Annotated in this window: 14 protein-coding genes; 11 read left to right on the top strand and 3 right to left on the bottom strand. The window is 74.1% G+C overall.

The features are described 5' to 3' along the window. Nucleotides 1-33: 33 nt before the first annotated feature. On the top strand, nucleotides 34-1,248 hold the full coding sequence (locus tag HCN51_RS20135; protein ID WP_168011068.1) for an oxygenase MpaB family protein: 1,215 nt from the start codon (nucleotides 34-36) through the stop codon (nucleotides 1,246-1,248). 24 nt (nucleotides 1,249-1,272) lie between these two features. Here HCN51_RS20135 and HCN51_RS20130 read toward each other — a convergent pair whose 3' ends face one another. Both HCN51_RS20130 and HCN51_RS20125 read right to left on the bottom strand, forming a co-directional pair. Further along, complete coding sequence (locus HCN51_RS20130) at nucleotides 1,273-2,475, bottom strand: cytochrome P450 (RefSeq protein WP_168011067.1); 1,203 nt, start codon at nucleotides 2,473-2,475, stop codon at nucleotides 1,273-1,275. A gap of 66 nt (nucleotides 2,476-2,541) precedes the next feature. Further along, entirely contained in the window at nucleotides 2,542-3,096 is a 555-nt protein-coding gene (locus HCN51_RS20125; RefSeq protein WP_168011066.1) for a quercetin 2,3-dioxygenase, read from the bottom strand. A 109-nt stretch (nucleotides 3,097-3,205) separates the two neighbouring features. Between HCN51_RS20125 and HCN51_RS20120 the strand changes: the two genes are divergently transcribed. The 5 genes from HCN51_RS20120 (at nucleotide 3,206) to HCN51_RS20100 (ending at nucleotide 10,364) form a co-directional block, all read left to right on the top strand. Further along, on the top strand, nucleotides 3,206-3,667 hold the full coding sequence (locus tag HCN51_RS20120; protein ID WP_168011065.1) for a MarR family winged helix-turn-helix transcriptional regulator: 462 nt from the start codon (nucleotides 3,206-3,208) through the stop codon (nucleotides 3,665-3,667). Nucleotides 3,668-3,757: 90 nt separating this feature from the next. Next, a complete protein-coding gene (locus tag HCN51_RS20115) occupies nucleotides 3,758-5,530 on the top strand; it encodes an ATP-binding protein (RefSeq protein WP_346433717.1) in 1,773 nt (590 codons plus the stop codon). 12 nt (nucleotides 5,531-5,542) lie between these two features. Beyond that, nucleotides 5,543-6,694, top strand: coding sequence for an exonuclease SbcCD subunit D (locus HCN51_RS20110; protein ID WP_168011064.1), 1,152 nt, complete (start codon nucleotides 5,543-5,545; stop codon nucleotides 6,692-6,694). Continuing rightward, nucleotides 6,694-9,381: an AAA family ATPase gene (locus HCN51_RS20105; protein WP_168011063.1), complete on the top strand. Its 2,688-nt coding sequence runs from the start codon at nucleotides 6,694-6,696 to the stop codon at nucleotides 9,379-9,381. The genes HCN51_RS20110 and HCN51_RS20105 overlap by 1 nt, the downstream gene beginning before the upstream one ends. Further along, nucleotides 9,378-10,364, top strand: a complete 987-nt coding sequence (locus tag HCN51_RS20100; protein WP_168011062.1) for a hypothetical protein — start codon at nucleotides 9,378-9,380, stop codon at nucleotides 10,362-10,364. Before HCN51_RS20105 ends, HCN51_RS20100 begins: the two co-directional genes overlap by 4 nt. Here the strand turns inward: HCN51_RS20100 and HCN51_RS20095 are convergent. After that, nucleotides 10,343-10,735: an STAS domain-containing protein gene (locus HCN51_RS20095; RefSeq protein ID WP_168011061.1), complete on the bottom strand. Its 393-nt coding sequence runs from the start codon at nucleotides 10,733-10,735 to the stop codon at nucleotides 10,343-10,345. The genes HCN51_RS20100 and HCN51_RS20095 overlap by 22 nt on opposite strands. A gap of 104 nt (nucleotides 10,736-10,839) precedes the next feature. On the opposite strand from HCN51_RS20095, the gene HCN51_RS20090 reads away from it, so the two are divergent. From HCN51_RS20090 to HCN51_RS20070, 5 genes are all read left to right on the top strand, one after another. Next, nucleotides 10,840-11,727, top strand: a complete 888-nt coding sequence (locus HCN51_RS20090) for an SseB family protein (protein ID WP_168011060.1) — start codon at nucleotides 10,840-10,842, stop codon at nucleotides 11,725-11,727. Then, on the top strand, nucleotides 11,724-12,143 hold the full coding sequence (locus HCN51_RS20085) for a hypothetical protein (protein WP_168011059.1): 420 nt from the start codon (nucleotides 11,724-11,726) through the stop codon (nucleotides 12,141-12,143). Before HCN51_RS20090 ends, HCN51_RS20085 begins: the two co-directional genes overlap by 4 nt. 123 nt (nucleotides 12,144-12,266) lie before the next feature. Beyond that, entirely contained in the window at nucleotides 12,267-12,638 is a 372-nt protein-coding gene (locus HCN51_RS20080) for a YbaB/EbfC family nucleoid-associated protein (RefSeq protein ID WP_240973058.1), read from the top strand. Then, complete coding sequence (locus HCN51_RS20075) at nucleotides 12,635-12,979, top strand: hypothetical protein (protein ID WP_080039059.1); 345 nt, start codon at nucleotides 12,635-12,637, stop codon at nucleotides 12,977-12,979. Before HCN51_RS20080 ends, HCN51_RS20075 begins: the two co-directional genes overlap by 4 nt. Nucleotides 12,980-12,989: 10 nt before the next feature. After that, a complete protein-coding gene (locus tag HCN51_RS20070) occupies nucleotides 12,990-23,231 on the top strand; it encodes a WXG100-like domain-containing protein (RefSeq protein ID WP_168011057.1) in 10,242 nt (3,413 codons plus the stop codon). The last annotated feature ends 9 nt before the right edge of the window (nucleotides 23,232-23,240 follow it).

Genomic DNA, 23,240 nt, shown 5'->3' with positions numbered 1-23,240 from the left:
GTTCCCGGCCTCGACCAGAGGAGGAGCGAAGGCATGGGCGAACTCAGCAGGCGCAACATGTTGAAGGCGGGCGGAGCGCTGGGCGCACTCGGTGCGCTGAGCATCGCGACTCCCGCGCACGCGTGGACGTGGTCGCCCACCGGCTCGGTGGCGGGCACCGGGGCCGGCCTCGACCCGCGCTGGGTGTGGGACGAGGAGGCCGACCCGCTGGTGGCCGCGCTGCTCGACAACGGCGACGTCCCCCGCGTCAACGAGCTGTTACGCGCCTGGACCAAGAACGGCCAGCCGCTGCCCGCCGGGCTGCCGGAGGACCTGCGCGCCTTCATGGAGCGCGCCCGTCAGCTGCCCGCCTGGGCCGACCAGGGCAAGCTGTCGCTCGCCGTCGAGTTCAACAAGAAGCGCGGCCTGTACCTCGGCCTCCTGTACGGGCTGGCCAGCGGCATGATGAGCACGGTCATCCCCAAGGAGGCCCGCGCCGTCTACTACTCGCAGGGCGGCGCGGACATGAAGGACCGCATCTCCAAGACCGCCAAGCTCGGCTACGACATCATGTCGCAGAACGCCTACCGCCCCGACGGCGAGATGATCGTCACCTGCGTCAAGACCCGGCTCGTGCACGCCGCCGTGCGGCACCTGCTGCCGCAGTCGCCGCACTGGCCGGACGTCGCCGACGAGGACATCCCGATCAGCCAGCGCGACATGATGGTGACCTGGCACAGCCTGCCCACGACCGTCATGCAGAAGCTGGCCGCGTGGAAGGTGCCCATCCCGGCGGGGGAGTCGGAGGCGTTCCTGCACTCCTGGCAGCTGTGCGCGCACATGCTCGGCATCAAGGACGAGTACATCCCCGCCTCCTGGGCCGAGGCGAACAGCCAGGCCGAGCAGGTGCTGACCCCCGTGCTGGCCCCGACGCCTGAGGGCGTCAAGCTCGCCGACATCCTGCTCGGCCTCGGCTCCTCCGTCGACGCCGGCATCCTCAGCAAGCCGATACTCGGCGCGTTCACCCGCTTCATGCTCGGCGACGAGATCGCCGGCTGGCTGAAGATCCCCCGGGAGCCGGTGTGGGACCCGCTGCTGCGGCTGTCCTGGAAGCCCTTCATCGCGGTCCGCGAGGGGCTGCTGCCCTTCCCGCTGGCGCCGGAGGCGTACTGGCTCTTCGACGAGTTCCTGCGCAAGGCGACCCTGCTCTTCCTGTCGGAGGCGCGGCCGATCAGCATCGAGATCCCGCAGACCAACCGGCCGTCCTGAGCCGCGCGCCGGACGACGGCGGGCTCACCAGGTGACCCAGACGTCCTCCAGCCCGCCCGACAGCAGGCCCTTGCGCAGGCGCAGGCCGTCCACACCGTCGCGCAGGGCGAGCGTGGGCAGGCGGCGGGTGAGCGTGCCGAGCACGACCTGCAGCTCCAGGCGGGCCAGCGGCTGGCCCAGGCAGTAGTGCGCGCCCGCGCCGAAGCTCAGGTGCTGGGCGGCGTTGGGCCGGCGCGGGTCGAACCGTTCGGGGTCCTCGAACCGGCGCGGGTCCCGGTTGGCGGCGGGCCGGCACGGGATGACGGTGGCGCCCGCCCGCACGGGGGCGCCGCCGAGTTCGAGGTCCTCGGCCGCGACGCGCGGAAAGCCGATCACGCTGAGCGTGGTGTCGAGGCGCAGGACCTCCTCCACGGTGCCCTGGATGAGCGCCGGGTCGTCGATCACCGCCTGGTAGCGCTCGCGCTCCGACAGGAGCATGGCCGCCATGATGGCGATCATGTTGGACGTCGTCTCGTGCCCGGCCAGCAGCAGCGCCCGCACGGTGGCGATGAGCTCCTGGTGGCTGAGCCGGCCGTCCTCGCTGTCGGAGATCTGGGTCAGCTCGCTCAGCAGGTCGTCGCCGGGGTCGGCGCGCCGGGCGTCCACGAGGTCGGAGACGTAGGAGTCGAACTCCTGGTAGGCCTGCTCCACCTCCTCCTGGCTGTAGCGGGTCAGCGTGAGCATGACCTGCGACCAGTGGGCGAACCGGTCCTGGTCGCGGCTCGGCGCGCCGACCAGGGCGCAGATGACGCGCACCGGCAGCGGCAGGGCGAGCTGGGCGGACAGGTTGGCCGGCGAGCCGGACTTGAGCAGGTCGTCCACGAGCTCGTCGGCCATCGCCTGCACGCGCGGGCGCCAGGTCTCCATCTTCTTGACGGTGAAGGAGCGCGTGAGCAGCCGCCGCCACCGCAGGTGCCCCTCGCCCTCGCGCATGTCGGTGCCGGACGCGGCGCGGTTGAAGATGCCGCCGTCGCGCGTGGTGGAGATGCGGGCGGCGTCGGGGCCGCCGCGGCGGAAGCGCTGGTCGGTCAGCGCGGTGCGCACGTCGTCGTAGCCGGTGAGCAGCTGCGCGGTGTCGCCGCTGGGCAGCCGCACGTGCGCGACCGGGCACTGCTCGCGCAGCTCGGCCCACTCGCGCGGCGGCTCCAGCGTGGCGTCACGGTCGAAGGGATAGTTCGGCGTGGTCATCGCGGCCCCCATGTCGTTGACAGCTCGGACCAACTTTAAGGCGCTTGCCTTAGTTAAGCCAGGGTTTCAGGTGTGCCACTCGTGATCGGGCAGGAAGCGCACGTCGTACCGCTGCGGGACGGTGCCGAACCGCTCCGGCGCGGGCACGTACGGCGTGGCGGGCAGGCCGTGCTCGTCGGTGGGCGTGCCGAGCGATTCGAAGAAGCGCTCGAACGTGCCGCCGGGCCCGGCGGCCACGCCGACGATCTGGCTGTGGTGACGCTCGATGCGGTAGGCGTGCGGGCAGTTCTTGGGGACGAAGCCGAAGTCGCCCGCGGTCAGCAGCTTCTCCTGCTGCGCCCCCTCCAGGTCCTCGACGAAGAGCCGCACCGCGCCCTGCGTGACGTAGAAGACCTCGTAGGTGCCGGCGTGCAGGTGCGCGGGGATGATCGTGCCTTTGGGGCCCTCGCAGGTGAAGAAGTTGAACGTGTTCTCGGTCTGCTCGCCGCCCGCGTAGATCGTGATCAGGTCGCCGAACAGGTGGGCGCGGTCGCCCATGCCCTTCTCGACGAAGTACGGCCGGCCGGGGCCGGGCGGCAGGTGGGAGCGGGTGCGGTAGGGGGTGGCGAATTCCATGGTCATGGGCGGGTGCTCTCCAGCCGGGATCGGGTTGTCAGGTAGCCTGACATTAGGAGGGATGGGAGACTCTGGCAAGACGCCGTACCGACGAGAGCCTGGAACGCACACCGACATGACGCAGCCGGCCCGCAACCTGCCGCAGCGCCTGGCCGAGGCCAGGCGCTGGTTCGACGACGGGCTCCTGGCCAGCATGGAGCGGGCCGGCGAGCGCCCGCTGACCATCGCGCAGGCGTGGGTGTTCGCCACCCTCGACGACACCGGCACCACCGTGTCCGAGCTGGCCCGGCGCATGGGCGTCACCCGGCAGAGCGCCCACCAGGCCGTGCACGGCCTCATCGCCGCGGGGCTCATGGAGCAGGTGCCCGACCCGTCCTCCGCCCGCGCCCGGCTGATCCGCACCACCGAAGAGGGACGGCGGGCGCACGAGCTGGCGCAGCGCTGCATCGCCGTCATGGAGGGCGTCCTGGCGAGCCGCCTCGGCGAGCAGGCGGCGGCGGCCCTGCGCGCGGCGCTCGAAACACCGTGGGGTGACCCGCCGCTCGTGACCGTCCCGCCCGACGGGCAAAAGCCTTAAATGATCAAATGAATGGGCGAAAGAACAATTTCCCGATAGTTAGGATTCAGCGGAAGGACGACGAGAAACCCCTGGGGCGGGAGCGCACTTGTGATCGAAAAGGCGGAGCCGGAGACTGACGGGGCCACCGCGTCGGGAGACGCGATCGGCCGGGTCCTCGGCACCCAGGCCGCCTCGCCGCTGTCGTTCTGGGTCGGCCTCAAGCCCGGCCGCGTCGTCCAGCTCGACGACGTCGTGGTCACCAGGCGCGACGCGCCCGGCTTCGGGCAGGTGCTGGTCGCCGGGGTGGTCTCCGCGGTCGAGGCCCGGCACGAGGGCGCCGCCTTCGCCTCCGACGTGTTCCTCATCGCCGACGGCGCGCTGCCCGCCGCCGTCGTCGAATGCGCCGAGGTCCGGGTCACCAGGGTCGAGCCCGAGGTGTTCGTCCCGCCGCTGCCCGGCGCGCCCGCCTACCGCGCCCAGGCCGGCGACCGCGACCAGGCGCTCTATTTCGACGTCATGGACCGGCGCGTCCCCATCGGGCTCGGGCGCGACGGCCGCCCGATGTACGTCAATTTCGATTTCCTCGACGGCACCCGCGGCGCGCACGTGTCGATCTCCGGCGTTTCCGGAGTGGCGACGAAGACGTCGTTCGCCACATTCCTGGTGTATTCCATTTTCCAGTCGGGCGTGCTCGGCGCGGAGGCCGCCAACACCAAAGCGCTGATCTTCTCCGTCAAAGGCGAGGACCTGCTCTTCCTCGACCACCCCAACACGCGCCTCGACGCCGCCGCCCGCGCCCAGTACGACCGGCTCGGCCTGCCCGCGGCCCCCTTCGGCAGCGTCCACGTCTTCGCCCCGCCCCGCCCCGGCGACCCCAACGCCGTCCCCGACGTGCAGGCCAGGACGCGGGCGGTCAGCGCCTACTACTGGACGCTGGCCGAGTTCTGCGCCGAGGAGCTGCTGCGGTTCGTCTTCACCGACGCCGACGACGAGCGGGCCCAGTACTCCCTGCTCGTCGGCCAGGTGGCGGCCCGCCTGCAGTCGTGGGCCGAGCCCGTCGGCGACGGCGGCGCCGTCCGTGTGCGCCGCCCCGACGGTGACGCCGGGCCGGTCTGCCGCACGTTCGCCGACCTCGTCGACTTCCTCGCCGGACAGCTCGCCGACGAGGGCAGCCGCGCCGCGTGGACCGGCGCCCCCACCCCGCTCGGCACCGTGAACGCGTTCCTGCGCCGGCTGCGCGCCGCCGTCCGGCCGCTGGCGCCGATCGTCCGCGGCGACCTGCCCGCCGGCCGGCCGCACGCGATCGGCACCTCCGGCGCCCAGGTCACGATCGTGGACCTGCACAACCTGCCCGACCGCGCCCAGCGGTTCGTGGTCGGCGTGACCCTGCGCGGCGAGTTCGCCCGCAAGGAGAGCGCCGGCACGGCCCGGCCGCTGCTGTTCGTCGTGCTGGACGAGCTGAACAAGTACGCGCCCCGCGAGGGCGAGTCGCCCATCAAGGAGATCCTGCTGGACGTCGCCGAGCGCGGCCGCTCCCTGGGCGTCATCCTCATCGGCGCCCAGCAGACCGCCTCCGAGGTGGAGCGGCGCATCGTGGCCAACTGCGCCGTCCGCGTCGCCGGCCGCCTCGACCCCGCCGAGGCCACCCGCCCCGAGTACGGCTGGCTGCCCGCCACCTCCAGGGAACGCGCCACGATCGCCCGGCCCGGCACCATGTTCGTCACCCAGCCGGAGATCCCCGTGCCGCTCGCGATCACCTTCCCGTTCCCCGCGTGGGCCACCCGCCCCGCCGAGGCCGGGCAGCGCCACCCCGTCACGACGGGGATCACCGACCCGTTCGCCGGGCTGCCCGGCGCCGACGACGACATCCCACCCTTCTAGAGGTCACCCCGCATGAAGATCCTGCACACCGCCGACTGGCACGTCGGCAAGGTACTCAAGGGCCGCCACCGCACCGACGAGCACCACGCGGTGCTGCGCGAGCTCGTCACGCTGGCCCGCGAGGAGGACGTGGACGCCGTCATCGTCGCCGGAGACCTCTTCGACACCTCCGCCCCCACCCCCGAGGCGCAGGCGCTCGTCCTCAACGCCGTGCTCGCCCTGCGCGAAGGCGGCCGCGACGTCGTGCTGCTCGCCGGCAACCACGACAACCCGCAACTCCTTGAGGTGTACCGGCCGGTGCTCGGCCGGCTCGGCATCCACGTCGTCGGCGCGTTCCGCCGCCCCGACCAGGGCGGCACGCTGTCCTTCACGGCCCGCTCCGGCGAGCCGGTCCGCCTGGCCGCCCTGCCGTTCCTGTCGCACCGGTACGTCGTCCGCGCCGCCGACGTGCTCACCGGCACCCCCGCCGAGCACAACCGCGACTACGCCGCCCGCGTCGCCGAGCTCGTCCAGGCGCTCACCGCCGGCTTCGACACCGGCACCGTCAACCTCGTCACCACGCACGGCACGCTGCCCAGCGGCCGGTTCGGCGGCGGCGAGCGCCGCGCCCAGTCCATCTTCTCCTACTACTTCGAGCCCACCGCGTTCCCCGCCACCACCCAGTACGCCGCCCTCGGCCACCTGCACCGGCGCCAGCAGATCCCCGGCCCCTGCCCCATCTGGTACAGCGGCTCCCCTCTCGCCGTCGACTTCGGCGAGGAGGACAACGCGCCCGGCGCGCTGCTCGTCACGGTCGAGCCGGGCCGGCCCGCCGCCGTCCGCGAGGCCACCATCTCCTCGGCCCGCGCGCTCGCCACCAGGACCGGCACCCTGGAGGAGCTGGAGGCCATGGCCGCCGACCTCGGCGACACCTGGCTGCGGGTGATCGTGGCCGAGAAACCGCGGCCCGGCCTGGCCGAGACCGTCCGCGAGATCCTGCCCACGGCGCTGGAGGTCAGCGTGCACGAGCGCTTCCAGCCCGTCCGCGACCCCCGCAGCACCGGGCCGGCCGGGGCCGCGCGCGGCCCGCGCGAGCTGTTCCGCGACTACCTGTCCGGCGCCGGACGCGACAACGCCCAGGTCGCCGCCCTGTTCGACCGGCTCTACGAGGAGGTGGGCGGCTGATGCGGCCGCTGCGCCTGCACCTCGACGACTTCGGCAGCTTCCGTGAGCCCGCCACCGTCGACTTCGCCGACGTCGACTACTTCGTCCTCGTCGGGCCGACCGGCGCCGGCAAGAGCACGCTCATCGACGCCATCTGCTTCGCCCTCTACGGCACCGTGCCGCGCTGGGGCAAGGAGAACGTCATCGCCCACGCCCTCGCCCCGTCCGCCGTCGCCGCCAAGGTGGCGCTCGTCTTCGAGACCGCCGGCCGCCGCTACGCCGTCGTCCGCGCGCTCAAACGGGACGCCAAGGGCAAGGTGCACACCGCCGAGGCCCGCCTGGAGGAGCTGCTGACCTCCGTGCCGGCGACGGCCGGCCTCGACGAGCTGATGAGCGCCGTCGCCCGGCCCCTCGCCGAAGGCGCCGCCGTCACCGCCGAGATCCAGCGGATCACCGGCCTCGAGTACAAGTTCTTCACCCAGTGCGTGGTGCTGCCGCAGGGCCGCTTCGCCGAGTTCCTGCACGCCCAGCCGCGCGAACGGCAGGACCTGCTGGTGCAGCTCCTCGACGCCGACGTCTACGAACGCGTCCGGCAGCGCGCCGTCCAGGAGGAGAGCGCCGCCGCGCAGGCCGCCGCGTTCGCCCGGGCACGGCTGGCCCGCCTCACCGACGCCGACGAGCCCGCCCAGCAGGCCGCCGAGGCCCGCCTCTCCTCGCTGCGCACCCTCGACGACCAGGTCAGAGGCTCCCTCGACACCCTCAGGAACGCGGCCGGCGAGATCCGCCGCCTCGCCGCCGAACGGGAGACCGCCCGCGAACGCGTCGCCGCCCTGGCCGCCCTCGCCCTGCCGCCCGAGGTGCCCACCCTCGCCGAGACCGTCCGCGCGGCGGCGTCGCAGGTGCGCGAGCACGCCGCCGGCGCCGAACGCGCCGAGGCGGCGGAGCGGCGGGCCGAGGACACGCTGGCCGCCCTCGACGATCCCGGCCTGCTGATGAGCCTGCTCAGCACCCTCGACGACCACGAACGCGCCGCCGCCGACCTGCGGGCCGTCGAGGAACGCGCCGCCCGGGCGCGCGCCGGCCTCCCGCCGCTCGCCGAACGCGCCCGCGCCGCCGAAACCGCGCTCGCCGAGGCCGAGCAGGCCAGAGACCGGCTGCGCGACGCCCACGCCGGCGCCGACCTGGCCCGCCGCCTGGTGGTCGGCCAGGACTGCCCCACCTGCCTGCGCCCCGTCGAACGGCTGCCCCACCACCCGGCCACGGCCGACCTGCGGGCCGCCGAACGGCACGTGAAAGCGTGCCGGGCCGAGGCCGACCAGGCCCGCGCCCGCCGCACGGAGGCGGACACCGAACTCCGCCACCTCGAACGCACGGCCGGAGAACTGGCCGAACGCGTCACCCGCACCGCCCACGACTTGGCCGCCCAGGCCGCCCCGCTCGTCACCGCCACGCAGCCGAACGGGGCCGGGCGGCGGGTTGATGCGGCGTTCGCGGATGGCGGCGCGGGTGGCCGGGGCGTTCCGTCTCCTGGTGTCGAGCGTGACGAGCTGGAGGGGCGGCTTGCGAGCGTGCGGGCGGCCGAGCGGCGGGCCGCCGAGCTGCGGCAGGCCGCCCGGGACGCGCGGGCGCGGCTTGCCGCCGCCACGCGGCGTGCCGAGGAGCTGGCCGGGAAGGCTGATCGGCTCTGGCGCGACCTGGAGGCGGCGCGGGACACCGTGGTGCCGCTCGGCGCGCCGCCCCTGGAGCGCGACGACCTCCACGACGCCTGGACGAGCCTGCTCGCCTGGCGCGACGAGGCCGCCGTCCGGGAGCGGGCCGCGCTGGAGGAGCGGGCCGGGCGCGTCGCCGAGGCCGAACGCCAGGCCCGCGCCCAGTGGTCCGAGGTGGTCGCCCGCCTGACGGCCCACGGCGTCCCGATCCCCGAAACGGCCGCCCACCCGGCCGGCCCGGCACACGGCGGCACCGCTGCCCCGCGCGGGCGCTCAAACGAGGGCGCGACCGGCCTCTCAAGCGAGGGCGCGAGCGGCCTCGGCGAGACGGCGAGCGGTGGGGCTCCTGATGAGGCGGCGGTCGCGCGGCTCGGGGAGGCGGTGGTGGCGGCGGTCGCGCGGGCGCAGGCACATCTCGCGAGGGTGCGGGAGAACCGGGCCGCCGCCAGGGAGCTGGACGAGCGGGCCAGGGCCGAGGAGGAGCGGGCCAGGGTGGCGAAGGAGCTGGCCCAGTGCCTGCGCGCGGACGCGTTCGAGCGCTGGCTGTGCACCGAGGCACTCGACCTGCTCGTCACCGCCGCCTCCGAGACCCTGCGCGAGCTGTCCGACGGCCAGTACGAGCTGGCACTCGGCGCGAGGAACGAGATCGAGGTCATCGACCACGCCGAGGCGGGCCTGCGCCGCAACGCCCGCACCCTGTCGGGCGGCGAGACGTTCCAGGCCGCGCTGGCCCTCGCCCTGGCCCTGTCGGACCAGGTGGCGGGGCTGTCGGCGACGGCGGCGCGCAGCCTCGACTCGCTCTTCCTGGACGAGGGCTTCGGCAGCCTCGACCCGGCCACCCTGGACACGGTCGCCACCACGCTCGAACGCCTGGCCGGCGGGCGCGAGCGCATGGTGGGCGTGGTGACGCACGTGCCGGCGCTGGCCGACCGCATCCCGGTCCGCTTCGAGGTCCGGCGCGATGCGAAGGGATCACACTTGCACAGGGCGACGGCATGACAACTCCTTTCACCGTTGATCCGTGGGACCCGGGTTACACGGCGGCTCTGAACGCGGAGGCGCTGGCCGAGCTGGACGCCACGAGCGCTCAGCTCGACCTGGACGTCGAGCTGCCCGCCGCCGCCTGGCGCCCGATTACCCCCGACCCGGCCACCGCACCGCCCAAGGTGCTGCTGATCAGCGACGGCGTGCGCCGCATCGAGGCCCGCCTGTGGACGCATGAGCCCGGCGCGGGCGGGGAGGCGGTGCCGGGGATCGCCGCGTCCTGCGCCGCCGGCATCGTCCGCTGCGTGCAAGGCGCCCCCGCCGAGGTCGTCGCCGTGGACGTGAGCCGTTCCCTGGTCACCGCGAACCCGTACGTGACGGACATCCTGACGACCGCCGGCCGCTACCGCGCCCGCCGCGCCCCGCGCTCGGGCATGGACGATCTGGTCCTGGCCCTGCAGAGCCATCTGACCCAGCTGGAGGTGGACCTCGCGATCCGGCACCGGGCCGAGGCGGGCGAGGAGGAGCTGCTGCTGGTGGACGGCCCGTTGCGGGGACGGACGCAGCTGCCCCGCACGGTCGGCTACATCAAGACGCACCACACGGCCTACCTCCCGGCCGCCCAGGCGGCGACGGTGGCGGGGCTGCGGCCCGGCCAGCGCACGCCGGTGTTCCTCATGGGGACGAGCTGGCGCCGCCACGCCTGGTACGTGCGGCTGCCCGCGCCGTCCGGCGTGCCGTGGGCGGGGGTGGTGCGCTGCGAGGCGGGCGCCGACCTGGGGCTCGACGCGCTGGTACGCCTGGCGGACTCGGTCACGCACGCCCTTCCGCCGCTGGCGGGCGTCGACTACAAGGACCCGCGGGCGCCGCAGAACCTCGTCCCGATCGGCGGCCTGGAGCGGCTGCTGCGTCACCGGCTGGGCGATGCCCGGCTGCTCTACCGGGCCCTGCGCGCCGCCGCCACCCGCGGGGAGCGTCACCCCGTGCCGGTGACGTGACCGGGCCCGGCCGCCTGGATGGCCGCCTCCACGGACGGCTCGACGTGGAAGAACCCGCGCAGCCCGGTGATCGCCAGGATGCGCTCGACGCGGGCGGGCAGGCTCGACAGGACGAGCGGGGAGCGCTGGGCGCGGCTCTGGTGCAGGAGGAGCACGAGCGCGCCGACGCCCATGGAGTCGCAGAACGTGAGCCCGCCCAGGTCGAGCACCACTCCCACGGTGGGGACGTCCTGCCAGGCGTCGCCGATCTGCCGGTGCAGCAGGTCGGCGCACCGGTAGTCGAGGTCGCCGCTGGCGTGGGCCACGAGCAGGCTCCCGTGCAGCCCGATCGAGATGGTGAGGCGCCGGGCGGGGTCGCTCTGTCCGGTCATGTGGCCTCCATCGTCGGTCCGATGGGAACGGGGAGCAACCCCTCCACGTCGCTCCGTACGTCATGAAGTCGCTACGTACCTGACGAAGGGGACAAAATGGGCGGATGACTGCCGATGATCAACCACCGGCCGGCCCGTTCGAGGAGCGGCTGTGGGCCGCGCACGAGGAGGGGCGGCAGGCGTTGTGCCTGAGCCTGCTGCGTGAGGCCGACCTGGCGCTGCCGATCAGCGCCGCCGCGGCGGCCGGTCTGGAGCCGCCCGCGTGGGCGACCGCCGACGGCGACGGGCGCACCTGGCTGCTCGCCTTCACCTCCGTCGAGGCCATGACGCTGGCCTCCGGCGGGGCCGCGACGCACTGCCGGGTCGCCTCGCTGACCGAGCTGGCCGCCGGCTGGCCCGACCTGCGATGGGGGCTGGCGGTCAACCCGGGGCTGCGGGTGTCGTTCCTGCTGGAGCCCGGCACGGTGGCGCGGCTCGCCGTGCCGACCATGGTGCAGGACCTCCGGATCGCGCCCGGCTCGGGCGTGCCGGTGGTGCAGAAGCTGATCGCCGCCGCCGACCTGCCGGAGCTGCTGGCCGCGAGCGAGCCGAGGGTGTCCGGCTACTGCCACCACGCGCTCGACGTCTCGCACATCGCCACCCCGGCGGTGCTCGCCGCCGTCCTGAACCAGCGCGAGCTGCTGACCGAGAGCGGGTCGCTGAACATCCTGCGCTGGCGTCCCGTCGGGCTGGAGCTCTACCGCACGCCGTACGGGGGCGCCGACGAGGAGGGCCGGGCGGCCGTGGCCGGCTGGGTCGTCGAGGAGCCGCCGTTCGTCGGCATGGGCCTGGTGCCCAGCGTCGACAACATCATCCGCGAGTACAAGGTGTACGGGGTCGGCCTGCCCCACGGCGCCGAGATCTGGGAGCTGACGATCGAGGGCACCGAGCACCGCCGCGCCATGTACCACGGCGACCTGCGCCGCTGGCTGCTCGTCGGGAGGCGGCCGTGACCTCCTGGCCATCCTCCTGGCACTCCTACCGTGCCCGCTGGCGCGGCGCCGACTATCCCGCCAGCCCCGAGCCGCACGCCCTGGAGCTGTGGGTACGGCTGCGCTCCGCCGAACCGCTCGACGGCTTCGAGGAGGTCGAGCCGGGCTGCCACGTCCGGACCGTCCCGGTGACCGAGTGCGAGTGGCTGCGATTCGTGACCGTCGTGTGCCGCTGGCGCGGCGAGCCGTTCCAGGTGCACGCCGAGCGGGACGGCCTGCTGCTGCTCGAATACCTCGGCGCGTCCGTGCACACCGCCCGCGAGCTGGGGCTGGAACGCGTGGAACGCGGCGTGTGGCGGGCCTGGGCGCCCAGGGGAGAGGTGGCGGAGCTCCGGGAGGAGGCCGTGCCCATCACCGCCGAAAATCATCACTTTTAGGCCAAGACCTTGTTTCCTGGTGTTCATGTGACGGAAACTGGCGCGTAAGGCCCATGTGGCGTAACAAGACGCGAATGTCGCGAGGGGGTTATGGGGGCAACGGAGCGTCCAGACGTGGCGGCGATGCGGGCGTACGCGGACGAGCTGCGCCAGATGTTCACCCGGCTGCAGGACGAGGGGCTGGAGCTGCACGCCAAGGCGAAGGCCGTCCAGGTCACCGAGACCTCGCCCGACGGCCTGGTCTCCGTCACCGTGGGGGCGCGCGGCGAGCTGATCCGCCTCGACCTCGACCCGCGCATCTACCGCCGCCCCGACGCCCGGGCCCTGGCCGACACCATCGCGGACACCGCGCGCAAGGCCGCCGCGAAGGCACAGGAGAACGTCATGCGGATCTTGGAGCCGGTGATCCCCGCCGACCAGTTCAAGGCGCACCTGGACGGTGACGTCGAGACCGTCCTGGCCCGGCTCGCCGACGACATGGGAGGCGGCCGGTGAAGGAGCCCTGGGACGGCACGTACGTCGCGCACACGATCGTCGACCGCGGCATGTCCGCGTGGTCGGCGACCGCCGACGAGGTCAGCAGGACGCTGCCCCGGCTGGCCGGCGAGGTCGAGACGCACCTGGCCGCGGCGCCCTGGGGCGGCGGCGCGGAGGGCCAGGCCTTCTACCAGGCGCACTTCCGCGAAGGCGGGCCCACCGAGATGATCAACCAGTGCAAGCGGCTGGCCGAGGAGATCGTGGACGCCGGCGACCGGCTGCGCAAGGCCATCGACAACACCCGGCAGACCGACGCCGACATCAGTTACGACGTCGCGCGCATGACGCGCGAGGTCTGAGAACGGGCCCATGGCGCATTCGGGGGACATCGGCGTCCGTACCAACGTCGCGGTGTCGGCGCAGCAGGAAGTCGTCGTCATCGACAGCGACGTGCAGCCCGTCTGGGAGACCGAGGCGCTGCCCGACTGGGTCGTCTACTGGCTGATCCCCATGCTGTCCGCCGGGCAGAAGTGGCCGGACGCCAGCGAGAGCGGCCTGTCCGGGCTGGCCCGCGCGTACGCCGTGCTGTGCGACGACTGCATCAAGTCCGCCGAGCCCGCCGGATCGGCCGCCCGCGTCATCGTGGCCGGCTGGGCCGCCCCCGCCACCACCGAATTCGTCAACCGGGCCCGCCAGCTCTACGGCACCGAAAGCGGCATCGTCGGCGTCAGCAGGAACGCCAGGGCCTACGCGCAGCAGGCCAACACCTTCGCCGTGGAGACGCAGTACTCCAAGCTCTCCATCAACGTGGCGTTCTGGGTGACCGTCGTCGCCATCGCGATCGCCATCATCGTCGCGTTCTTCAGCGCCGGCGCCTCCGCCGCGCTCATCGGCCCGTACGCCGCCGGGGCCCGCACCGCCATCAGCCGCATCCTCGTCCGGCTCGCCACGCTGGCCGGCCGGGAGATGGGCGCGGCCCGGCTGGCCAGGGTCGCCGCGCTGAGCGGCGCCACCGGGCGCGGGCTGCTCGTGCGGCTGATGGCCTCCCCGTTCGGCCGGGAGCTCGTCGAGGAGATCGGCGAGGAGTTCTTCATCGACTTCTGGGCGCAGAAGCAGCAGAAGGACATGGGCACGCGCGAGGACTTCGACTGGCGGCAGCTCGCCGCCACGAGCATCGGGGCCGCCGGCGGCGCGGGCGCCGGCACCGTGCTGGCCGGGCCCGTCTCGCGGGTCACCCGCGTCGTGCCCGGCTTCACCGGCCGCGCGCTGACGACGGGCCTGACGAACGTGTTCGCCTCGCCGGCGGGCAGCTTCCTCGGCAACGGCCTGGTGTACGGGCAGTGGCAGAACCCGTTCACGGCCGAGTCCATGATGGGCGCCTTCATGGGCGGCGTGGGGCGTACCGGGAGCATCAGCCCGTTCAACCCCGAGGTGGTCTCGGCGCTGGCGCATCCGCTGAGCACGCTCGCCGCCGCGCACGACGCCGCCGCCCGCTCCGACGCGGCCCGCGCCGGCGGCTCCGGCCCGTCCACGGGGCCCGCCGGGCCCGCCACGCCGGACGGCTCGCCCACCGGCCCGGACGGCAACCAGCCCGGCAGCGGGGTCCGCACCCCTGACCGGGTGATCATCCCGTCGCCGCGCACGTCCGGCACCCCGGCGCTCGCGGGGGCCGGCTCGCAGAGCGCGTCCGGCCGTCCCGGCGGGCTGCCGGACGGCGACCTGTCCACCCGCCGCCGCACCTCCTCCCCGGACCAGCCCGCCGCCACACCGGACCAGGACCAGGACCGGACCCAGGACGAGGAGACCCCGGCCGCCCGGCCCGCCGCCGCCACCGGCCCCGACCCGGCCGCTCCGTCCACCCGCCAGGCCCCGTCGGACACCACCGCCCGGACGGACGAGGACGGCACGACGGCGCAGCTCCCGGACTCCGACGACCAGGACACGACCGCCACGCCGCCGCAGGCCGCCACCACGCCGCAGGGCGACACATCACAGGGCAACGGGACCCAGGGCAACGGGATCCAGGACAACGGGACCCAGGACAACGCGTCTCAGGGCGACACGACGCCTCAGGGTGACGCGACGTCGCAGGGTGACGCGACGCAGAATGACGCGCCTCAGGGCGATCCGGCTCAGGGCGAGGCGACCCAGAGCGACGCGACGCCGCAGGCCGGGAACGACACTCGGAACCAGGCGTCCAGCCCCACCGCCGACACCACCACCGACACCACCACCGAGCCCGCCCAGACCACGAGCACCCAGGACGCCGCCCCGTCCCCGACCACGCCGACGGTCACGGCGGCCACGGGCCCGGCGCCGCTCAGGGCGCGCGCCGCGCTGCTGGAGGCGCTCGGCACGACCTTCCCCGACGCCGTGATCAGCCCCACCGGAGAGGTGCTCATCCCGCGCCCCGGCGGCCACCGCGTCCTGTCGAACGCGACCATGACCCGCATCCGCCGCACGCTGGACGCCCGCGCCGCCCGGACCGGCGCCCAGCCGGAGCTGGTGGTGGACGCGTCCGCGCTGCTGCTGCTCGCCGCCTCGGACGACACGCTGTCGTCCGACGCCCCCATCACGGAGCCCCCGGCCGCGCACACCAGCAAGCCGGGCACCGTCACCTCCCCGCCGATCGCCGGCACCCGGTACGTCACCGACAGCGGCCGCCCCACCGACGTCACCCTGGACGAGATCAAGCAGGCCACGGCCGACCTGCTCACCGACCACTTCCAGCACGCCGGCGAGCGGGTGGTGGCGCTGTCCTGGGCCGGTGACGTGCTGACGGTCACCACCGAGAACGGCACCCACCACTTCCGCCCCGTCCTGGGCGACCGCGGCCAGAAGGTGATGGCGGAGACGACGCTCAAGGCGGGCACGTCCACCGAGCCGCACGAGGTGAGCTTCGCCCCCCGCATCGCCACCGACCAGCTCCCCAGGGTCTGGCTGCACGAGATCACCGACACGATGCAGCACCGGGCGGCCGAGGGCCGGGGCCGCAGGCAGGGTGTGCTGCGCCGGATGCTGCCCGGCGGCACCACCCACCCGACCGGCGACGAGTGCGTGCCCGCCCGCCTCAACGAGCTGGCGTACCTGACGGACAAGTGGGAGCAGGCTCAGACGGTGCCGGAGCAGCGCCTGCTCGCCCTGGACATCGACGGCGTGCTGCACGACCTGCGCGCCCGCGGCGCCACGCCGCCGCCACCGCCCTGGGCGAACGGCCCGCAGAGCGAGCGGACCGGCCTGCGGACGGTCGCGCTCGGCCAGGACCCGAGCCCCGAGGACGCGCGGGAGCTCGCCAGGCGGCTGGAAGCCGCGCAGAAGGCTCTGAAGAAGCTGGCGGACAGCAAGAGGGCGAGCGCGAAGCAGGCCGGCAAGGAGGCCCGCGAGGCCAGGAAGGAGGCCGAGAAGGCGGGCAAGGAGCACGACAGCGGCGCCGCGCTGCGCGCCGACACGGCCGAGGCGAAGGCCCGCAGCCTGCGGGACAAGCAGGCCAGGCACAAGAGGATCGCCGCCGCGTACTCGGCCGCCCACAAGGCGGCGTCGCAGGCGAGGCAGGCGCACGAGCGGTACGCGCGGCTGCTGGCGGCGCTGCCGCAGGCTCCCGCGCAGGCCCCGCCAGGCCAGCTCGCCGTGGCCGCCCTCGCCGAGCGGGCCGCGGACGAGGCGGCCGCCGCGCACCGCCAGTACCTGGAGGCGCTGGACAGGGCGCTGCCCGACACCTTCTCCCTGCCCGAGTCGATGCCGACGGGCCGCCTGGCCCACCTGGACAGGCTCACCGACGCGGTCAACGAGGCCCTGAAGGGCAAGAACGTCGCCAAGCGGTTCACCCCGGACGAGCTGGAGAACTTCATCCGCGGCGACTTCCACAAGGTCGTCTCCGGCGACGGCCTGGTGCTGAACGTCGGCCATGGCAAGACCGCGGCCGAGCTGCGGCTCAAGCTCACCCTCGCCGACCTGGTCGAGGTGGCCGACCCGGCGGTGAAGGCGTCCCAGGTCACGGTCGGCATGTTCTACCAGACCGGGCAGACGTACACGGCGACGCAGTCGGGCAGCGCCGGCACCTCCGGCGACTTCAACAGCGGCGTGCTGGCGCCGCTCGTGCCGGACGGCACCTGGGCCAGGGCGGCGGCCGACACGGTCGCGGTCGGGGTCGGCGCGAGCGCCGGGCGTTCCTGGTCGGCCTCCGGCGGGTCCAGCATGTTCGAGCAGGGTGGCTCGGTCGCCGACAACCGCAGCGAGTCGCTGCTGTTCGACGCCACCGCCACGTGGACGGTGGAGCTGCGCACCGGAAAGGCGGGGCAGTGGCAGCACGCCGCCACCGTCGACTCCGGCAGCCCCGGCGACACCGCCACGCAGCGGATCTGGGTGTGGCACTCCTACGCCGACCGGACCTCGCGCGACCCGATCCGGATCGACGCGGGCAAGGAGAGCCCGAAGCCGCCCAACCAGGAGGTCATCAGCATGACCGGCCTGGAGGAGGCCCTCGACGCGATCGCCGCCGAGCTCGGCGGCGACTACACCAGGATCGGCACCAACGCCCGCCGGGACCTGCGCAAGTTCGTCACCCACGAGGTGCAGGCGCGCTTCCGGCGGACGCTGGAGGACGGCCTGCCGGTCACCCTGGCCGTGGACGGCGAGCCCGACGTGCGGATCACCGCCACCAGCGAGATCGTGCACGGCGAGACCAGGATGGTGGGCGCCGTGACGCCGGAGGCGCTGGAGGAGGAGGTGCTCACCGAGACCGCCACCTCGCCCAGCAGGACCGAGCACGGCGGGTCGATCGAGGGCAAGGTGTCGGCCGGCTTCAACGTCGAGTCGCTGCAGGGCGCCGACATCTTCGGCCCCCTGGGCGACTACCACCCCGACAGCGTCCGGCCCGAGGTCAAGGGCAGCCGGCCGGTGGCGCAGTCGTCGTCGTCCACGGCCAACGAGGCGGCCGTGCACCCGCAGGTGGACAAGCGGACCGGGCTGTCGCAGGCGTACCAGAAGGTGGCCAAGGTCACCTTCACGGTGGAGCGGCCGGGCAAGAAGCCGAAGAAGCTGGGGCCGTTCGACACCGAGCTGCTGCTGCGCCAGCAGGTGCTGGACGCCTTCCACGCCGGCGACCCCGTGCCGAAGAGCGCGCTGGTCCTGGTGAACGGCAAGCCGAAGCTCGACGCCGACGGCAACCCCGTGCTGAACGACGTCCCCCGGCGCAAGCCGGTCAAGGGGCGCAAGATGGAGCTGCCGCAGTGGCTCGGCGACGGCGCCCAGCAGATGCGCGGCGCCGGCCCGACCGACGTGCGCGAGGTCACGGGGCTGGAGGGGCTCAAGGAGCACGTCCTCGACAAGCTGGCCCACCATGGGCTGGTCGCCAAGAGCGTGGACGGGGTGCGCCGGTACTCCCGCAACCCGCTCATCCACGCCGCCCAGCTCTTCAACGAGGAAGAGGTCGAGGCGCACCTGGTCGAGAGCGCGATCCGCAGCGGCCTCGACCAGATGGCGCAGAGCGGTGTCCTCATCCCGCTCCAGATGCACGGCGTCAACGCCACCCCCGACGTGTACGCCCTGCAGATCGTCGTCCGGCAGGACTTCAGCGGCCGGGGCACCCCCAAGGGGCTGGTCAACAAGGTGCGCACGCACCTCGACATCGCCAGCGACACCTCAGGCCGGGGCATCAACCGGTCCAGGACGTACGGCGGCGGCGGCTCGGCCGTCAAGACCGACGGCCCGGGGGAGGGGCACGACGGCGTCTCGCACAAGGCGGGCCCGAACGCCGGCGGCGACCGGACGTACTCGGCCGGCACCAGCACCTCCAGCATGGTCAACAAGGTCGGCATGGAGGAGGACGGCAAGGAGAAGGTCACCGCCGGCCTGGAGACCAAGGCCACGGTCGAGGTCAACCTGGTGCACAACGGCAAGGTCCAGAAGCTCGTCAAGCCGCGCTCCGTCAGGGTGCTGATGATGGTGCCCGGCGACATGCTGCCGCGCGACGGCGGGCCCGACTTCACCGGCCCGATGGGCAGGCCGTCGAAGCGGCTCATGGAGGCCGCCACGCTGGAGCACTTCGACGGCGGCCGCGAGCTGGGCGACATCAAGGGCATCTGGCGGCTGCTGCCGCGCTCCCTGCGCGGCAAGGTGGCCCCGCTGGTGCAGCTCTGGCCCGTGCTGAGCCGCCACTTCCTCGCCTCCCACCTGTTCGAGGGCCCGATCACGCACGACCTCGTGCTCGACCCCAACGGCCCGGTGCCCGCGCGTACCTCGCTGGAGGTGCGCGGCGAGCTCGGCGAGGCCACCTTCGTCGACGTCGTGGACTCGGTGACCGGCCGCATCATGCTGGCCCTGCGCAGCGCGGGCATCTCCTGGGGCGGCTCGAACAACATCGCGTTCGGCCTGATGAACAGCCTCGCCGACGCCGACGACGGCGGCACCACCAGCGACTCCGGCTCGCTCTCGCTGCCGTCCCGCTCCCGCGTCAGGGCCCTGGCGACCGCGCTGCTGGCCATCTGGGGCACCGAGTTCCTGGGCATCTCGGTCGCCAGGAAGTACCGCTTCCAGGTGCCGGTGGACGTTCTCGTGAAGCTGCGCGCCAGCCGTGCCACCCCGATCGGGCAGCAGCTCGACGGGTGGAAGGGCGGCCAGCTGCGCAGCCACGGCAACGGGCTGTTCACCGTCCCCGAGCACGACGCGCTGCGCCTGTACGCCGAGGGCGACGTGACCCTGCCCGTGCCCGTGGTGGCCGACGCGGTCGAGCGTTTCCTCAACGGCGCCATGAAACTGCACCGCACCCTCGCGGTGCCGCTGGTCATGCGCTACGTCCAGGCCCGCGCCGAGGCGCTGGCCCGCGGCGAGAACGTCGGCATCGGCCGGGAGCACACCCCCGACAAGCTGCTCCAAGCGCTCGGTAAGGTCGCCGACCTCGGCCCGGCCGTCGCGCCCGCCGTCGCCGCCGCCACGGCCGCCCCCGACACCGCCGGAGCGCGCCTCGACGAGGCGCTCGACGCGGCCACGGCCCTGAACGAGCAGCTCAACGACGTCGTGATCGCCCCCCAGTACGAGCACGGCATGGGCACGAGCATGCCGCAGTCGTTCGTCGTGACCGACGGGCAGGGCAACGAGGTCGACGTCATGGAGGAGGTGCTCAGCGCGATCGACACCGCCGTGCCGGGCGCCGAGGACGGCACCCCGAACCTGCGCCGCCAGATCAGGGCCGACCTCAACGGCACCCGGCCGCAGGTCCACATCGACGAGATGTGGTCGCGGCGCGGGCTCGAGCGCGAGTACGACGTGCAGACCGGGCCGGACGTGGACTCCGTCCAGGTGGTCACCGTCCGGGTGCGGCTGGAGCACGCCCCCGGCGCCGACCCGCGCCGGGCCAGGCTGGTCGACCACACCGACGAGAACGGCGTCATCATCCAGCGCTACCGCGCCAAGGAGGCCTCGCACACCGAGTCGTACTCCGGCGCGTACTCCGCCGGCCTCGACTTCAGCGACGACAGCGGCGAGGAGACCAAGGGCGGCCTGTCCACCAAGCGCACCCGCTCCTTCTCCAGCAGCGTCAACGAGAACCGGATGCGGCTGCAGCGCATGGCCAGGTTCAAGGGCGAGAGCACGGTCGAGCAGGACATGCGGCTCGTCATCGAGATCGAGACCAGGCCCGCCCGGGTCCGGCCGGTGCCGTTCGAGCGGCGGGTCCCCGGAGCCGCCGCCAAGGTCAGGTCGGCCACCGCGTGGATGCGGCGCAGGCGCACGCCGGCGGTCACCCGCGAGTACGACGTCAAGCTGCGCCGCGGCCTGCCCGGCGACATGGTGCGCAGCGCGGCCGAGGACCCGGGCCCCGTGCCCGCCGTGACCGACCCGCGCCAGGCGGAGTTCGAGCCGGGCCACTTCCCCGAGGTGCTGATCGAGGACGAGACCAGGCCCACCCTGTTCGACGCCATCAGCCGGCAGCTGTCCAGGATGATCGGCCACGCCGCGGTCGCCGAGCGGGCCGGGGCGCTGTCGGCGTGGCTGTCGCACTCCGGCCTCATCACCGGCCTGGAGCGGTCGGCCGGGCGTGACGGCGACGTCGTGCCGCACACCGTCCAGCCGGCGTTCCGCAACCAGGGCGTGGACGTCACCGTCAAGGCCCGCATGTCGGACCTCACGGTCGTGGCCGGGCCGTACGAGGGCGAGAAGGGCGAGGTGGACCGGCGGGCCGACGCCCAGAACCTGTCCGTCTCGCGCGGGCACGTCCAGCCCGTCGGCATGTCCGCCGGCTCCGGGTTCAAGGCGCTCGGGTTCAGCTTCAGCTCGTGGTTCGGCGCGCAGTCGTCGCAGAGCGCCGGAGCCCACCAGGGCGCGCGGCGCGAGCGCAGCATGTTCGAGACCGGCAAGCTCTACACCGTGCGCGTCAGGGTGGACTACGACCTGACCTTCGAACGGGTGAAGCGGCACCGCGGCGGCGACGTCCGCCCCCGCAAGGAGGTCGTGCGCGTGCCCGGCGCGAGCGGCGGCACGGCCATGATCGCGCTGTTCGGCGAGGAGCTGGAGGAGCTGCACGCCAGGATGGAGGCGGGCGTGCACATCGCGCCGCCCCTGGAGGGCCTGCCCACCTTCGCCTTCCACCCCCAGCCGGGCCGCAGCAGCTTCGTCCAGGTCATGCAGGACGCCCGCGTCGCCGCCCGCGAGCGCCGCGAGGTCGCCAGGTTCCACCTGTACGAGGAGGGGCCGAACGGCGAGCCCGTCCTGCACCGCTACCTGGCCACCCCCGACGGGTTCGTGCACAGCGTGACCCCCGACGGCGGCTTCGCCCAGGCGTTCGCCACGCTGCCGCCCCCCATCCTGGAGGCGGCCGACCAGCACGACCTGAACCTGCGCGACATCTTCATGAACTCCCCCGTCGCCGGCACCTTCACCCAGCAGGTCGCCGCCGAGCTGGAGGACAGGAACGCCCTCCCGCCGCCGCAGGAGCCGATCTGGCAGGTGGCCGAGGAGAGCGCGGCGAACGCCTCCCCCGGCAGCAGCACCTTCCAGGGGACGGGCTCGGGCACCGGGCAGGGCACCGGCCCGGCGACCGGCCAGGGCTCCGGCGCGCCGTCGGTGACCGCCCCCGAGCTGCCCGGCAGTCCGCTCGCCGCCTCCGCCCGTCCCGACGGCATGCCCGACCTGACGACGGACGAGCTGCGCGCCCAGGACGTGTCGCCCGCCGACTTCGGCGGCGCCGTCGCGAGCCTGCGCTGGAGCGGCGACGACCGGCTCGTCATCCAGCTCCCGGGAGCGGCCGACCAGCACGTGCGGGTCCTGCCGGAGGACCCGGGCGCCGGGCTCGTCGGCCGCACCGAGCTGAACGCCGGCACCCCGGAGAACCCGCACGTCATGCGGATCGGGCCGCGCGTGGACCCGCACGTCGTGTCGTCCGTGCTGGTGCACGAGATCTCGCACATCGCCCAGGAGCACGCCGCGCAGGCGGCCGGGGTGCGGCAGGGCCTGGTCAGGGAGTCGCTCTCGCCGGCCAGGGAAGGGACCGACCACTGCCTCACGCCCCGCCTGGACGAGCACGCCCACCTGGCGCGCAAGTGGCGGGCGAGCACGGACCCGCAGGCGCGGGAGCGGATCGCGGCGGCCATCGACGCCGTCGCCGCCGACATCCCCCGCCGCGGTCACACCCCGCCGGCGCCGCCCTGGCACGCCCGCCCGCCCGCGTCACCCGCGCCCGCACCGGCCGCCCGGTCCATGCCGGGCCTGCCGGATCCGGCGACGGTCGCCCGGCTGCGCGGCCTCATCGACGCCCTCAACGGGGACGGGGCCGCACCGAGGTCGGCCGCGCCGGGGTCGCTGGCCGCGGCGCTCAACGGCGGGCCCGTCGGCACCCGGGACCTCACCGCCGCCATCCGGGCCGAGGCCGAGAAGGCGGGGCTCGCGCCCGGCCGGCCGGGCGCGGCGGCGAGGATCGTGGCGCTGGCCAGGGCGGGCGAGCTGGCGCCCGAGCACGTCGCCGCCCTGCGCGGCAGGCCGGCGCTGCCCGAGGTGGCCGCCGCCGACGCCGTCGCCCGCACGGCCGCCCTCATGGGGGCGCGCGCCCGCACGTACGGGCCCGGCCTGCTCGACATCGAGATTCCGGGCCGCGCGCCCATCCCGGTCGAGATCCGCCCCGCCCACCGGACGGGTCAGCCGGATGGGGGGATGCTGACGTACCGGGTGGACGAGACGCGCACGATCGGCGCGAACGAGCGGGCCGCCGCCGCCACCGCCGCGGCCGGGCTGGCGGCGGCGGTCGGCCTGCCGCCCGCCGAGCACGCGGCCGTCGCCGGCCTGTTCGAGGCCGTCCGGCAGGTCCGCGCCGCCACGCCCGCGCAGCACCCCGCCCGCCTGGCGGTCCTGTACGACGTGGCCGCCGCCGTCCCGCGCCGGCTCGTCCCCGCCCCGCTGGCCGCCGACCTGTCCAGGCTGCTGGCCGAGCCGAGGCCGGGCCGCCGGCACGCGTACTGGACCCGCGCCCGCAAGCTGGCCGACGGCACCGGCTGGCAGCCGCCCGAGGACGACGAGGAGTGCGGGTGCCCCGAGGACGGGCCGTGCGTCTGCGGCCGCCGCCGTGCCGCGGACCCCGGCCGCGACCCGTCGGCGGACGCCGGCCGGCACGTGTTCCAGGCATGATAGGAACTT

It is taken from the genome of Nonomuraea composti (genome assembly GCF_012034275.1).
Classification (GTDB): domain Bacteria; phylum Actinomycetota; class Actinomycetes; order Streptosporangiales; family Streptosporangiaceae; genus Nonomuraea; species Nonomuraea composti.
The sequence above is the reverse complement of the archived record's forward strand: the minus strand, read 5'-3'. Positions and strand labels throughout refer to the sequence as shown.